Annotated in this window: 12 protein-coding genes; 6 read left to right on the top strand and 6 right to left on the bottom strand. The window is 51.1% G+C overall.

The genetic code is table 11. The features are described from left to right. Window positions 1–858 precede the first annotated feature (858 nt). The 4 genes from EII14_RS04075 to EII14_RS04060 all read right to left on the bottom strand — a co-directional run bounded on the left by EII14_RS04075 (window position 859) and on the right by EII14_RS04060 (window position 3255). Window positions 859–1281 (bottom strand): RNA-binding S4 domain-containing protein, encoded by a 423-nt coding sequence (locus tag EII14_RS04075; protein ID WP_124931284.1) that lies wholly within the window; start codon window positions 1279–1281, stop codon window positions 859–861. An 82-nt stretch (window positions 1282–1363) separates the two neighbouring features. Beyond that, complete coding sequence (gene pth / locus EII14_RS04070) at window positions 1364–1924, bottom strand: aminoacyl-tRNA hydrolase (RefSeq protein ID WP_124931283.1); 561 nt, start codon at window positions 1922–1924, stop codon at window positions 1364–1366. A gap of 193 nt (window positions 1925–2117) precedes the next feature. Further along, window positions 2118–2726: a 50S ribosomal protein L25/general stress protein Ctc gene (locus EII14_RS04065; RefSeq protein ID WP_124931282.1), complete on the bottom strand. Its 609-nt coding sequence runs from the start codon at window positions 2724–2726 to the stop codon at window positions 2118–2120. A 148-nt stretch (window positions 2727–2874) separates the two neighbouring features. Beyond that, the gene (locus tag EII14_RS04060; protein WP_124931281.1) at window positions 2875–3255 is read right to left on the bottom strand and encodes a DUF3276 family protein; all 381 of its coding nucleotides are present in this window, start codon (window positions 3253–3255) and stop codon (window positions 2875–2877) included. 253 nt (window positions 3256–3508) lie between these two features. Here EII14_RS04060 and EII14_RS04055 point away from each other — a divergent pair, with 253 nt between their 5' ends. The 6 genes from EII14_RS04055 to EII14_RS04030 all read left to right on the top strand — a co-directional run bounded on the left by EII14_RS04055 (window position 3509) and on the right by EII14_RS04030 (window position 10043). Continuing rightward, on the top strand, window positions 3509–4438 hold the full coding sequence (locus EII14_RS04055; protein WP_124931280.1) for a transcription antitermination protein NusB: 930 nt from the start codon (window positions 3509–3511) through the stop codon (window positions 4436–4438). Window positions 4439–4477: 39 nt separating this feature from the next. Beyond that, window positions 4478–4801: a preprotein translocase subunit YajC gene (gene yajC / locus EII14_RS04050; protein WP_124931279.1), complete on the top strand. Its 324-nt coding sequence runs from the start codon at window positions 4478–4480 to the stop codon at window positions 4799–4801. A 48-nt stretch (window positions 4802–4849) separates the two neighbouring features. Beyond that, window positions 4850–5860 carry a CdaR family protein gene (locus EII14_RS04045; protein WP_124931278.1) on the top strand — a complete coding sequence of 337 codons (1011 nt, stop codon included), beginning with the start codon at window positions 4850–4852 and terminating at the stop codon, window positions 5858–5860. Next, window positions 5857–6459 (top strand): dephospho-CoA kinase, encoded by a 603-nt coding sequence (coaE, locus tag EII14_RS04040; protein WP_124931277.1) that lies wholly within the window; start codon window positions 5857–5859, stop codon window positions 6457–6459. The genes EII14_RS04045 and coaE overlap by 4 nt, the downstream gene beginning before the upstream one ends. Window positions 6460–6536: 77 nt before the next feature. Beyond that, a complete protein-coding gene (rmuC, locus tag EII14_RS04035) occupies window positions 6537–7985 on the top strand; it encodes a DNA recombination protein RmuC (RefSeq protein ID WP_124931276.1) in 1449 nt (482 codons plus the stop codon). Between the two features lie 42 nt (window positions 7986–8027). Then, window positions 8028–10043, top strand: a complete 2016-nt coding sequence (locus EII14_RS04030) for a dihydrofolate reductase (protein WP_124931275.1) — start codon at window positions 8028–8030, stop codon at window positions 10041–10043. Window positions 10044–10248: 205 nt separating this feature from the next. On the opposite strand, the gene EII14_RS04025 is transcribed toward EII14_RS04030, so the two are convergent. Then, window positions 10249–10593 (bottom strand): hypothetical protein, encoded by a 345-nt coding sequence (locus EII14_RS04025; protein WP_124931274.1) that lies wholly within the window; start codon window positions 10591–10593, stop codon window positions 10249–10251. Between the two features lie 595 nt (window positions 10594–11188). Next, window positions 11189–14233: an NPCBM/NEW2 domain-containing protein gene (locus EII14_RS04020; RefSeq protein ID WP_124931273.1), complete on the bottom strand. Its 3045-nt coding sequence runs from the start codon at window positions 14231–14233 to the stop codon at window positions 11189–11191. Window positions 14234–14439 lie beyond the last annotated feature (206 nt).

Raw genomic sequence — 14439 nt, 5'->3', positions numbered from 1 at the left:
TAGCTATATATAAAGGACTTTGAAAAAAGCATTTTAGCGAAATTCTTATTCGTTTATACCTCCATCACTCCAAATTCCGGATGAACCATTAAAAATCTATGGGGACAAGTCGAAGAGAAAACGGGATAAATCTTCGTGAAAAAAGCAACTTTCCGCCCCTACATAGACTTTTTCTTTTTTTTGTCTACATTGTCTGCACTAATCTCCTTAAAATGCAGATATACAGTTTGTTGCGAATGTAGGCAATGTGTGAAATTAACTACATTCGTCGTTGCAACCTACACACTGCATCGGGAAGGGGTGCAGATGCTCGAAATCTCAACCATGTAGGCAGTGTAGGTTTTTGAAAATCTGTCTACATTCGTTTTTTATTTGTTTATCAATGACTTAAATTCTTTCGGTGTGTATAGGGAAATAGCTTGTATACACTCGTATTTTGTTGAAATTCAGTGATATGCAAGCCGTTGTGTATGTTTTCGACGATTTTACGAAAAAACATTGGAGAAGGGCACTTCATGAGCTGTCTGCATTCCCTAAAAACATTTTGTGTAATAAAAGGGGAGTTCGGACTGCGTCACGGAATTTAATTTGACGAGGGAGCTTACTTGACGAGGAGCTTGGTTTTTGAAAAAGAAAACCCGAAGCCTTGATGATGAGGCTTCGGGAAAGATTTTATGCGGTATTGAAGTTTACCGGACTGAACCGATCTTGGGCAAAAGGTTATGCAAATATGTGGCGGCAATCACAGACTTCGGGCATCTCACTTTCATGTCGGTTAGGAACGGCCGGCGATAGGTGAGGAGTGGGTGAAGAGTGGGTGAAGAATGGGTGGGAGAGCTTTGTGCAGGCGGAGGAATCTTAAAGCTCTTCGAGGTCGAAATCGAAATCGTCGTCCAAGGCCAAAGGCACTTCCGAGAAGTCGTCGAGCGCACGGCGGTCTTTTTTGGTCGGTCGCCCCGTGCCTTTTGCCCGTCCGACAAATCCGCTGATGCGACTCATTTCCAATATTTCATATTGTTCGGGTGCGGTGATGTTTTCGAGAATTTCGGGAAGGAGTTTTGCCCCGACACGTTTTTCGATGGGCGAAAGAACGCGAAAGGTGTAGGTCACGGGGGGCTTTTTCACACTGATTTCGTCGCCCGTCTTCACGACGCGCGAGGGTTTGGCTTGTGCTCCGTTGATGGTGATGCGCCCATTTTTGCAGGCGTCGGCGGCGAGGGTGCGGGTCTTGTAGATGCGCGCAGCCCAGAGCCATTTGTCGAGGCGAGCTTCGAGGTTCATATTCGGAAATGAGAAGAGGGGGCGGCCGACACCTATTGCCCCACGCATGGGCAGGGGCGTTGTGTCGAGGCGGAAGAGGGGGTTATCGGTTGAATTGGTTCATCGTGCGGGCTATGCCTTGGAGGGTGTAGCTCTTCACTGCTTCGGCGGCGCGTTTGAGGGCGTCGGGCATTTGTGCCAGATCTTCGGCTTCAAACTCTCCAAGGACGAAATCGACTTGTCCGCCACGCGGAAAATCGTTGCCGATGCCGAAGCGCAAACGAGCATAGGCTTGTGTGCCGAGAATTTGCGTGATGTGGCGCAGACCGTTGTGTCCGGCTTCGCTTCCGGCGGCTTTCATGCGGAGCGTGCCGAAGGGCAAAGCGAGGTCGTCTACCACCACAAGAACATTTTCGAGAGCGATTTTTTTCTCGTTCATCCAATAGCGCACGGCATTTCCCGAAAGGTTCATGTATGTGGAGGGTTTCAACAGCAACAGGGTTTGGTTTTTCACGCGAACCGTTGTCACGAATCCGTAACGGCGATCTTCCCAAACGGCACCGGCTTCTTCGGCGATTTGATCGACGACGCGAAAACCGATGTTGTGACGAGTTTGGGCATATTCGGCTCCGATGTTGCCAAGTCCGACGATGAGATGGGTCATAAGTGAGATTTGTGTTCAACAACAAGCAGCGTGTCCGTCGGTTTTGTCGCAGGAGCTTTGTCTGCGACGTCTTTCCGACAAAGGGGCTGACACGCTTTTCGTGCTCGAAAGTATATGCTTTTTTCTATAAAAAAGGCCGATACCCCGAAGGGCATCGGCACATAGGGGATTGTGTATCGATGAAAATCGAAGATTACTTCTTGGCAGCGGCGGCAGCTGCTGCGGCAGCACCGAGGGCGGCACGAGTCATCTTGACGGTCACAACGACTACTTCTTTCGGAGTTACAAGTTCGAGACCTTCGAAAGAGAGGTCGCCGCACTTGATGGATTTTCCGAGTCCGAGTTTGGTAACATCAATGGTGAGCTTTTCGGGAATGGCATCAACAGAGGCGCGCACTTTGAGTTTGCGAACCATTGTGACAAGCTTACCGCCGGCGCGTACACCTTCGGCAAGACCTTCGGGAGCAATGGGCACAGCCATTACGATGGGCTTGGTGGCGTTCACTTCGTAGAAGTCCATGTGGATCACGTTGTCTTTCACGGAGTGGAATTGAATTTCTTTTACAACGGCCTGATAGGCAGTGCCCTCGATGTCGATGTTCACGAGGTAGATGTTGGGAGAGTAAACCACCTTGTTGATTTGCTTTTCATCAACGAGGAAGTGAATGGCTACGGGATCACCATTTTCGTTTCTTTTCTCTCCGTAGATCACGCAGGGAACAAGGCCTTGCTTGCGAACTTCTTTGGTGGCTTTCTTGCCGAGGTCGGTACGAAGCGTACCATTGATAGCAATTGATTTCATGAGTGTGAAAAATGTGTTACTCTGAATTAAACAATGAATTTTGCATAATTCGCCATCACACAAAGGCAGCCGAAACTGCCCAAGGGGACAAATCGGCTGCAAATATACGTCATTTTCGAGATATTTTCAAAAGAAATGGGAGGTTTCTTCAAAAATCGATGTCGAAACCGGTGTTGAGTGTGGCCTCCTGTGGCAAATCGAGGGGTGTGTGTTCGGCATAATCGTCAATAGGGACGTTGTGTCCGGTGAGCGGACGATGATCGCCCACAAATTGCGCGGCATCGGTGAGGGCGGTGAGGAATTTTATCAGATCCTCTCGATAGAGAAAGATTTTGTGTTTCTCAAACACCGGCCGCTCCGTTTCGGTGCCCTCTTTTACGCGTTTGCTTTCTGTCATCGAAACATAAAACTCATCGCGGCGGTCGCGCTTCACGTCAATATAATAAACTCGTTTTCCTGCTTTAACGACGCGAGAAAAGAGAATTTCGTTTTCTCCGCGTTCTCTCCAAGTTTCGTTGTTGTCTTTCATTCTTTTAAGAGGTTACATACGGTGTTGTGCGAACGGATTTCTGTGTGTCACACGGCTTTTAGACCCGACAAAATTGCATTTTTTTTCTTAAACAACAAAGGATGTGAAAGAGTTTTTCAATGTGGAGAGCATAAAACGCTTTGTTCTTTCTCTTTTTCCGCGGAAAATAGTAGTTTTCCTTTTCTAATATCAATGATAAGTCGTAAATTTGTAGCTCATTCATCCCGATGGGGGTATTAAATCCATTCCGACAATGATTAATCGTGCACTGATCCGTTTGAAGGTGGTACAGCTTGTTTACGCTTACTACCAAAACGAAGGAAAGACCACGGAGGTGGCTTTGAAAGAACTTGATTTCAGTCTGCAAAAGGCTTACGACCTCTATCGTTCGCTCCTGCTCCTGTTGGTCGAACTGCGCCGTTTGGCCGAACGAAAAGAAAACGCCCGAATTGCCAAAAACAAGCGTTTGGGAGGCGCAGGCACCGCCAGTAGCGACAAGGTGTTTGCCGAAAACAAGTTTCTCCTGCAACTCGAAGCCAACACGGCATTGGGCGAGTTTGCCGAAAAGCAAAAAAAATCGTGGGCGGAGGAAGATGTTTTTCTGAAAAAAATCTACGATGCCTTTTTCAATGAGGAGCTTTTCCACCATTATATCGACAAAGGCGAATACAACTACGAGTCCGATCGCGAAATCATACGTAAGCTCTACAAAACTTTTATCGTGAACAATCCGGACTTCGACGCCCTTCTCGAAGAGCAAAGTCTGTATTGGAACGACGATAAGGAAATTGTGGATTCTTTCGTATTGAAAACCATTAAGCGTTTCGACGAAGCCAACGGAGCCGACCAAGAGTTGCTTCCTGCCTATGCCGCCGACGAAGATCAGGAGTTTGCCGGCCGCCTCTTCACCAATACTCTCGAACGAGCCGCAGAAGTGCGCCGCCTCATCAGCGACAACACCAAAAACTGGGAGTTCTCGCGTTTGGCATTCATGGATGTTATCATTATGCAAATCGCTTTGGCAGAAATCCTTACTTTCAAGAGCATTCCGCTCAGCGTGTCGTTCAATGAATATTTGGATATAGCAAAGATATACAGCACGCCTCGCTCTTCGGGCTATATTCACGGCATGCTCGACAATATCGTCAAGAAGCTCAAAGCCGACGGCGTAATTCTCAAATAATTTTGTTTACACAAACCTCAACCCTCAATCTTTCAATAAATGATTACCATTCTTCAAACCGCACAGCTGACCGCAGCACCCAACAGCCAAAACAGCATTTGGCAGATGATTTTAATGTTGGTTCTTCTCTTTGCCATTATGTATTTCTTTATGATTCGCCCCCAACAGAAGAAGCAAAAAGAAGTGCGTAATTTTCGCGACGCTCTCACCGTCGGACAAGACGTGGTCACCATCGGCGGCATACACGGAACGATCAAAGGCATCGACAACAATATCGTCACTCTCAAAGTGGCCACCGGTGTTGAAATCAAAATAGAAAAGGCAGCCATTAACCCTGCCGGCACACAACCTGCACAGGCATAACTCTCGATTTTTCGGAGCACTGTCGGCGCAGGCTTTCCCTAAAAAGAAATGATGCGCAAGAAACAACTTCCCATCTTAAAAAACGCGAGAAGCTACCTGTCCTTTCTTTGGCACAGGCAGTTTCTCACGTTTTTGTTTTTTTTATTACTGTCGGCTTCGTTTTGGCTGTTTCAAACGATCAATGAGATCGACGACTATGAGTATTCCATACCAATACGCCTGACGGGCGTGCCCGACAATGTGGTGGTCACCACCGAGCCGCCTTCCCATGTGCGCATCACTCTGCGCGATCGGGGATTTGTGCTCATGCGCTACCTCTACACCCGTCGTTTCGCCCCCATAACCCTCCGTTGGGACGAAATTTCGGCCGACAACGGACAGGTTTCCATTGCTACGGCCGATTTGCTGAAATCACATCTTTCCACGCTTGAAGGGAACACGCAAATCATCGGAACACGCCCTGAAACCATCGATTTCTTCTACAACCACGGCCAAAGCCGAGAGCTGCCCGTCGTTGTGCAGGGGCGGTTTGAAACCGATTCGGCCTATTCTCTCGTGGCCGTCGATGTAGAGCCGCGCAACGTGGTAGTCTATGCTTCCAAACGGGTGCTCGACACCCTCACGGCGGCCTATGTCGAACCGACCCGGCTGAGTCATCTCACCGACACCACCACGGTGCAACGCTCCTTTGTGAAAATACCCGGTGTCAAATATGTGCCGGCGACAGTCAAACTGCGTATCTTCGCCGACCGCATGGTCGAGAAAAGCGTCGAAGTCCCCGTGCAGGGCATCAATTTCCCGGCCGACAAAACATTGCGCACTTTCCCCTCCAAGGTGAAAGTCACCTTTCAAGTCGGCATGAGCCAATATCGGAAACTCACGGCCGAAAACTTTGTCTTGGTCGTCAACTACGAGGAGTTGATCAAAACACCCGGCAACACTTGTAAGCTCTCTCTCAAAACCATCCCCTACGGCACCCGACTTCCGCGTATTCACCCTTCGGAAGTGGAGTATATCATAGAAGAAAAAAACGAAACCGCTCTCGAAGATACGGAATGACCTCACCTTTTCCCATTACGATCGGCGTCACGGGCGGTATAGGTTCGGGCAAGAGCCACGTTTGCCGTTTGCTTGAAAGCGGCGGTGCTCCTGTTTTCTATACCGACACGGCGGCCAAACAAATCATTCGCACCCACCCCCTCGTTCAAGAAGAGTTGCGTCGTCTTGTCGGCAAGGAGGTGTACGACGAGCAAGGTGCGTTGGCAAAGTCCGTTTTGGCCGCCTATCTCTGTCGCGGCCGCGCGTTCAGTCGTCAAGTCGATGCCATTGTACACCCGAGAGTGGCCGAAGCATGGAAAGCGTTTGTCCATCGTCATGCCGCCACACTTCCCCGGCCGGCTTATATATATATGGAGTGTGCCTTGTTGTTTGAAAGCGGGTTTAACCGTTTGGTCGATAAAACGCTCCTTGTGCAGTGTCCGCAGGAGGAACGCATCCGCCGCGTCATGGAGCGCGACGGCATTGATCGCGAAACGGTGAGCAAATGGATGTCGCTTCAAATGTCGGAAACCGAAAAAGAGCGTCGTTCCGACCTCTTGCTGCTCAACGACGGCCACACCGACATTCGTGGCGAACTTCACCGGCTTTCGCTCCGCTGAACTTTTTGCGCCCTTGAACTTTCCGCTCCGCTCTTCCTACCCCCTATTCGTACTTCTCTTTTTTATCTCTTTGTTTCATGGAAGTTTTTATCATCTCTATTGTCGCCTTTCTTCTCGGCCTGCTCATCGGAGTGTTGCTGCTGCGTGCCCATTATGTCCGCCTCACCACCCGGCAGTCCGCCCAAATCGAAGAGGCGACGGCTCAAAACCAACGGCATACGCTTCAACTCCAAGAGATCGCCGCCCTTCATCAGCGGGAACAGGAGCGACGCGAACAAGACTTTTTGCGACAGCAGCAAGAGCAAAAAGCATTGAGCGAAGAGATGTTGCGTCGCGAACGCGAAAATCATGATGCCGCTCTTGCCACGCTTCAACAATCGCATCAGGCTTTGATCCTCCAAATGGAACGGCAACTGACCGATGTTCGCGCCGCCTTTGCCAAAGAAAAGGAAGACGGCGAACGCATTTGGAAAAACCGACTCGAAGCTCTGCGTGAGGAACTGGGCAAGCATACGGCCGAACAGCTCACCGACAAGCAGTTTGCGCTGCAAAAGAGCAACCGCGAGCAAATCGACCAACTCCTCCAACCGATCAAGGCCGAATTTGCGGCTTTCAAACAGTCGGTGGAAGACACCCGAAATCGTGGTGAAATCAATAAGAAAGAACTGCAATCCACCTTTGAAAACACCATGAAACTCTTTGAGCAACAGCAACAAAATGCCGTTGCCCAACTTCGCGAACAGACCGAACGCATCGGCAACGACGCCGCCAATCTCTCCAAAGCACTCAAAGGCGACAGCAAAATGCAGGGCGACTGGGGAGAAATGCTCCTCGCCTCGATGCTTGAAAACTGCGGTTTGCGCAAGAATGAAGAATACTTCGTGCAAGAGAGCGTCAAGGACGAAGAGGGCGGTCGGCTTCGTCCCGACGTCGTGGTGCGTTTTCCCGAAGGGCGCGCCGTTGTGATCGACTCCAAGGTTTCCCTCACGGCCTACGTTTCCGCCACCTCAGCCCAAGACGAAGCGGAGCGTGCCCACCATTTGCGCGAACACGTGGCCAGTTTTCGGCGTCATGTCGATGAATTGGCGGACAAGGATTACAGCCGTCTTGTCGAAGACGCCATCGGGTTCGTCCTCATGTTTGTGCCCAACGAAAACAGCTACATCGCCGCCATGCGGCAAGACCCCTCTCTCAGCCAATACGCCTACGCCAAGCACGTGGTCATCATCTCGCCCGGCAATCTCCTCATGGCACTCAAACTGGCCTACAATCTCTGGCAATACGATCGTCAGAGCAAAAACGTGGAGCAAATCGTCAAATCGGCCGGACTGCTCTACGACAAAGTCGTGGGCTTCACCGAAACTTTCGGCGAGATCGAAACACAGATACAAAGGCTCACCGCCACTTTCGACAAAGCAAAAAATCAGCTCACCAACGGCCGGGGCAACGTCATCGCCCGCATCGATCAGCTCAGAGACATGGGCATCACTCCCAAGAAGCGTCTCAAAAGTAATGCCGACGAATAAATGCCCCTTCGTGTCTGCTCCAACCCTCATTTTTATCATCTCATGAAACGTAAACTTCTCACCATGGCTCTTACTCTTTCCGCCTTTGCCACTGCGGCCGAGGCCATCGCCGACGACTTCAAATATACCGACGAGCGTTTTGCCGATATTCAAATGCTGCGCTATAAAGTCGAAGGCTTCGAGCGGCTCACGCTCCGTCAGAAAACTTTCATCTACCACCTTTCCGAGGCAGCCCTTGCCGGCCGCGACATCTTTTTCGATCAAAACGGCCGCTATAATCTCCGCATTCGCCACATGCTCGAAACGGTCTACACCGACTATCGCGGCGATCGCAACGGCAAGGATTTCGCCGCCCTCGCCACCTATCTTAAACGCGTGTGGTTCTCCGGCGGCATTCACCACCATTACGGTTGCGAAAAGTTTCATCCCGACTTCTCGGAAGCATGGCTTCGCAAAACATTGGCCGACCTCAACTATACGCTCGACGAAGAGATTTACCCCGTCATCTTCGACCCTGCCGTGATGCCCATGCGCGTCAATCAGCGCGACGGCGACGACTTGATCCTGACCAGTGCCTGCAACTATTATGCCCCCGGCATCACACAAGCCGAGGCCGAAGACTTCTACACCCGCCGCAAAGCTCCCGGCGATCCCCGTCCCGTCATGACCGGTTTGAACTCTCGCCTTGTGCGCGGTCGTTTCGGTTTTTTGGAGGAAAACGTGTGGCGCGTGGGCGGCCTCTACGGCTCGGCGATTGAGCGCATCGTGGAGCATCTCGAAGCCGCCATACCCTTTGCCGATCGCGAAGAGCAGAAAGCCGTCATCCGAAAGCTCGTCGAGTACTACCGAACGGGAGATCTTCGCACCTTCGACCACTATTCCATTCTTTGGCTCAAAGACACCGAAAGCCTCATTGATTTCGTCAATGGCTTTACCGAAAGCTATGGCGACCCTCTCGGTTTGAAAGCTTCTTGGGAGAGCATCGTCAATTTCAAAGATCTCGCCGCCACCGAGCGCACCCTCAAACTCTCCGAAAACGCTCAGTGGTTTGAAGACAACAGCCCGGTCGATTCCATTTTCAAAAAGCCCGAAGTCAAAGGCATCTCGGCCAAGGTCATCACCGCCGCCATTCTCGCCGGCGACCTCTATCCGGCCACGGCCATCGGCATCAATCTGCCCAACTCCGACTGGGTTCGCCGCGACTTCGGCTCAAAATCCGTCACCATCGCCAACCTCACCTCCGCCTATGCCAAAGCCGCACACGGCAGCGGTATGGATGAAGAGTTTGTCATCGACGACGACACCCGCAAACTCATCGCCGACTACGGAGATATTTGCGACGATCTTCACACCGACCTCCACGAATGCCTCGGACATGGCAGCGGACGTCTGCTCCCCGAAACCGATCCCGACTCCCTCCGATCCTACGGTTCAACGATCGAAGAAGCGCGCGCCGATCTCTTTGCACTCTACTATCTGGCCGATCCCAAACTCGTAGAGCTGGGACTTACCCCCAATCTCGAAGCCCACAAAGCCTCCTACTACACCTATCTGCAAAACGGTGCCCTCACGCAACTCGTGCGCATCAAGCCCGGAGCCGACATCGAGGAAGCCCACATGCGCAACCGCGCACTGATAGCCCGGTGGGTGTTGGAGCAAGCCAAGTCTAAAAAGACCTCGCAACCTGCGGCCGAACTCGTCACCCAAGCCGGAAAGACCTATGTGCGCATCAATGACTATGCCGAACTGCGCTATCTCTTCGGCACGCTGCTTCGCGAAATCCAGCGCATCAAGAGCGAAGGCGACTATGCCGCCGCTCGCAGTTTGGTGGAAGACTATGCCGTCAAGATCGACGCCGACCTTCATCGGGAAATCCTCGAACGCTACCGCCGTCTTGACCTCTCACCCTATAAAGGCTTCATCAACCCCGTCTATCATGCCCGGCGCGATGCCCAAGGAAATATCGTCGATGTGAGCATCACCTACGGCGAAGCCTTCGATGCCCAAAATCTCCGCTACTCGCGCGACTACCACTTCCTGCCGCTCATCAACGATTGACCCTCCGCGCAAATCACTGCGCAAGTCGCTGAAAATATCGTGCAAGTCACTGCGCAACATCCAACTTTCCCGAACCGATGAGCATCGGAGAGAGCCGCGCAGGAAAACTATCGTGGGTGTCCGACAAAGATTTTTACCGATGTTTGAAAATCTTTTGTCGGACACCCTTATTTTTGGTCACCCCTCCGTCTTGACCAATCGTGCATCACCCGCGCAAATGCATCTTTTCCCTTCGCTCCCTGCTCCCCGTTACGCCGCCGTATGCTGCTTCCGCCACCGCCGCCCGGCTTCTGCTTCCGCCGTCGTCGCGTCTTCGATGAAACCGCCCGTTTTCAACGTTTTTCCCCCTGTTTTTTTGTTTTTGCCGTTTTGCCTTCGCAAAAACGATTATCTCGTTGATCCTTAGTTCGTTTCTTGCGAAGGCAAGTGAAGGCAAAAGTTTTTCATTCCCTCCAAGTGTCTGAAAATCAATATGCCTTTGGTGAAGGCAAAACCTCTTTTTGCCTTCACTTGCCTCCGCCCCTTTGGTGCGAAAAACGGCCGTTTTCAAGGTGGTGAAGGCAAAATTTCGTGTCAATTTCCTGATTGATAGATTGTTGCGAAATTTGTTTTTGTTTTGCCTTCACTTGCCTTCGCAATAAACCGCTTGATAGTCATGGGATTATCTCCTTTTGCGAAGGCAGTGAAAGCAAAAACTAAGCACAAGGGATGCGCGCGTGCGCGCGAGAGAGCGGTTTTTCTCTCCGTTCCGGCAGGAGGGATGCGAACTTGGCTTGGAGCTGAAAAATCCTACCTCCAAGCCGAAAAATTCTACCTCAGAGGTAGAATCTTCCTCTTTGGAGGCCGTTACATTTTTCTGCACAATTTTCATTTGGCGCAAACTCATCGCCGTGCCCATCTCCAAAGGTAGAAAAACTCCTTCCCCTTAAACAACCCGACACTTTCCTGCGCTTCAAAATGCGCCGCCGTTTTGTCGTTCCCCTTTTTTCTCGCCGCCACAAAGCCTCCCTCGTCTGCCTGCGGTCGGTTTAGTCCGGAATATCAGTTCGTATGAAGTATAGGTGTTGATGACGTTACAAAAATGAAAAACTCCTCTCGTCCTTTGAAGAGGGGAGAGAGGAGCTGATGTGGGGGAGGAAACTGTGTCAGTGACGGATTATTTTTTGACCGTTTTCAATGTATAGCCCGTGGGGAGTGCCTTTCAGATGACGGCCGGAGAGGTGATAGCGCATGTAGGAGCTTTCGGGGTGGGAAAGGCTGTTGATGCCACTGGGAGGAACGACTTTGATCATGATGTCGGTAATGCTGCCGCTATTGCTGAGAATGCCGTCGCGTCCGGTCACGGTGTTGTCGTCGGGCGACAATGCACCGGCGGGGTCGATGTTGTTCCAGTCGATTTTGATGCGCATACGATAGGTTCCGGCTCGTTTCGGTGCATTGAAAGGGGGCAGGGTGAGTGTTCCGCTTCCGGGATTTTGAGGCGAGGTGGCTCCCGTTTTGTTCGTGCCGTTGTAGTGGTTGAAAGAAACCAGTTCGGGGCTGTCGGAGTTTTCGACTTCAAACTGTTTGCTGTTGTCTGCATCAATATAGATGTAGGTGTGCATCCAGGCTCCGTTCCATCGGATGGCCGGGGTGACGACGGCATCGGCGTGCAGCTCGAAGGTGGTTTCTTCCAAGAAGTTGTATGCTTTGTTGCCGTTGGCAAGCTCTTTGGTTTGCGTTTCGCCTCCTTCTTCGTCAAGGCTGATGGTTTGCAGTGCTCGTGCCACGTTGGAGATGGTGGCGTCTTTCTCGAAATTGATGGTGTAGGTGTGGTCTTTTTCGGGAATGAGGGTGTATTGGTAGCGAAGCGTGGGATTGAACGTTTCGTTTTCGGCCACGATGGTGCCTTCGGGAATGACGAAATGGAGGGTGCCGAGGGTGGTGATGCCGGTTTCGGAGGACATCGGTGTTTCGGCCGTTGTCGTTTCTGTTGTCGGAAGCATTTCTGAAAAAACGATGTTCACCGCTTGCTCAGCTATGCTCAGCGCGGCAACTCCCACGATATTGCCTTCATCATTGGTCACGTTGAGCGTCGGGTGAACGATTTTACTGATTGGGAGCCTGAAAGACAGCGTGGCGGTTTCTAACTTTTTCTCGATCTTGCTTTGGTTGGCAGGAGTCAGTTCGGAGGGATACAAAGTGTTTTTGGCATCGGGAGCGGTCGAACCGGTAGAGAGAAGGTAGACCACGGTAGCGTGAGAAGCGACTTGGGCATCGAGATGTCTGAGAACCGTGCCTTCGTTTTGGCGCGTCCATACGTTGCGAAGATGATAAGCGACGGTGGGGTCGAGCGCGGAGATTTTGGAAAAATCGAACGTGGCCGTTTTAGTCGTGGCACTCATATTGGTGGCGGAGATGGCCACGTCGCCATTGGCAAGGTCTTTGGCAAAATAGTAGATGTCGTTTTCAAAACCTACAAGTTCGGCTTGTTGTCCCATGGGGTCTTGATTGATGGCGATGAGTTCGGGGTGAGTCATCAGTGCGAGATCCTCGTCGGAGATGGGTTTGGTCATGTCGAATGAGAGGGTGAGTGGCGATGACCACATGCACCAAAGGGCAAACTGAGTGCGATATTCATCCATCGTCATGCCGGGTCCCGTCAGGCAGAGATCCGAGCTTGATTTACCTTTGCCGTGAATGCCGATGCACATCATGTCGGCATCGTTGAAGCGGTTTACTCCCGAATAAGGCCACAGGTCTTTCATGCCTTTGATGCTTTGCACGACACCGATACCGCCGTCTTTGCCGATCCAACAGTCGCGTGTGTCGTAGGTGGATCGCCAAGTGGTGGCACCGGTTTCCGTACCCCATTTCCAAGGTTCGCGCACGCCCCATTCACACATATAAAAAAGAATGTCGCGTCCTGTTTTTTTCAGTGCATCGCCCATCTTCTTGTAGCGTTCGGCTGCAGAGGTTTGATCGCCGGGAGCGTGGCAGTAGTCGTATTTGAGCAGATCGACGTCCCATTCGGCATATTGCTTGGCATCGATATCCTCATATCCATAAGAGCCGAAAGCACCGGCGCAGGTGGTGGCTGCGGCATCGGAGTAGATACCGAATTTCAAGCCCTTTCCATGAACATAGTCGGCACTGGCTTTCATACCTTCCGGAAATTTTAGGGGATCTTCTTTCGGCCGACCGTCGGAGTGGCGTTGAGGAGCGTGCCAAAGATCGTCGATGACGAGATATTTGTATCCGGCATCGCACAAACCTTTACTCTTCATGGCATCGGCCACTTTTTTGATGACATCGCCGGATATGTTGCCTTCGATGGTGTTCCAAGACAACCACCCCATGAAAGGTGTGGGTTGTTGGAGTTGGCTGTTCACGTTGAGTGTGACGGGCTGGGTTCGGAGTTCTCCGTTGTGAGAAACAGTGAGCGTGTAAGTATAAGTGCCTTCGGTTTGCACGGTGCCCTCGACGAGTTGGCGTTTTTCGTTCCATTTAAGTCCTTGGGGCAAACCGCTCACGCTGACATTCATGCCCTCTTTTGTGGTGCGCACCTTATGCATGTAGCGCACGCCGGGCAGACTGAATGTTGTCGTGGCGCAAACAAAGGGAGAAGCCAAAGCTGTCGCCGAAACGATTTCGGGACGCGTTGAGTTTTGCTCTTGGTATTCGAAGTAGGCATTTGCCCAGTTGAAGTGATCGCCCCAATTGTTGCCGTTTCCCTCGGTGACTTCGAGAATCAGATATTTCCATCCGTTCACGTCCACATCGATGTCTACGGCTTTTTCACCACGTCGTGCGGTGGCTTTATACTTCTCCATTTCTTTTCCGTCTTGTCCTTTGACAATGACGCGATAGTCCATGATGCCGTGATCGGGTTTGTCGGGGGCGCCGTCGTCTACACCGGCTTTGGCCGAAAAACGAGTTACCGAACCGTTGAGTTTAACGATGATGCGCGAAACGGAGTGTACACCCAAACCTCCGGCATAGGTATCGCCGGCAATGCTTAGCGTATTGTTGGAAATGCTCTTGTTGGGACGGACAACTCCCCAACCGTTGGTGATTTTAGAAATGTCGAGTTCACTTAAAGGAACGATTTCCGTGCCGCCGGTTCCGGTTTTGGGCAGCTCGAAGTGTTCTGCCTGTGCCATCGTCGAGAAAGCTGTGGCCAAGAGTGTAGAAATAAAAATTTTTTTCATAGAATATAGGAATAAATTAAGGAGTAAATCGTTTTTTTGCGAAAATACAAAAACGTTTAAACATTCTCCTTGTTTTTGTCGTAAAAAGCACTCGAATTAGGAAAGCTTTTCCCTATTCGAACTTTTGTGGGGTAATATGAGTGATCGAAATTCTTATCAAGTGGCATCTTGGCAACTGTCAGTTGTTTTTCCGTGTTGAAATAACA

The sequence above is a fragment of the Alloprevotella sp. OH1205_COT-284 genome, assembly GCF_003859795.1.
Lineage (GTDB): Bacteria > Bacteroidota > Bacteroidia > Bacteroidales > Bacteroidaceae > Alloprevotella.
Note: the sequence above shows the minus strand (reverse complement) of the source record. Positions and strands in the feature narration are given on the sequence as shown.

Coding starts and splice junctions, on each gene's coding strand:
- EII14_RS04030 (WP_124931275.1), top strand. CDS start 8,028: ATGAAACGTAAACTTCTCACCATGGCTCTTACTCTTTCCGCCTTTGCC.
- coaE (WP_124931277.1), top strand. CDS start 5,857: ATGACCTCACCTTTTCCCATTACGATCGGCGTCACGGGCGGTATAGGT.
- EII14_RS04075 (WP_124931284.1), bottom strand. CDS start 1,281: ATGAACCTCGAAGCTCGCCTCGACAAATGGCTCTGGGCTGCGCGCATC.
- EII14_RS04065 (WP_124931282.1), bottom strand. CDS start 2,726: ATGAAATCAATTGCTATCAATGGTACGCTTCGTACCGACCTCGGCAAG.
- pth (WP_124931283.1), bottom strand. CDS start 1,924: ATGACCCATCTCATCGTCGGACTTGGCAACATCGGAGCCGAATATGCC.
- yajC (WP_124931279.1), top strand. CDS start 4,478: ATGATTACCATTCTTCAAACCGCACAGCTGACCGCAGCACCCAACAGC.
- EII14_RS04055 (WP_124931280.1), top strand. CDS start 3,509: ATGATTAATCGTGCACTGATCCGTTTGAAGGTGGTACAGCTTGTTTAC.
- rmuC (WP_124931276.1), top strand. CDS start 6,537: ATGGAAGTTTTTATCATCTCTATTGTCGCCTTTCTTCTCGGCCTGCTC.
- EII14_RS04020 (WP_124931273.1), bottom strand. CDS start 14,233: ATGAAAAAAATTTTTATTTCTACACTCTTGGCCACAGCTTTCTCGACG.
- EII14_RS04060 (WP_124931281.1), bottom strand. CDS start 3,255: ATGAAAGACAACAACGAAACTTGGAGAGAACGCGGAGAAAACGAAATT.
- EII14_RS04045 (WP_124931278.1), top strand. CDS start 4,850: ATGATGCGCAAGAAACAACTTCCCATCTTAAAAAACGCGAGAAGCTAC.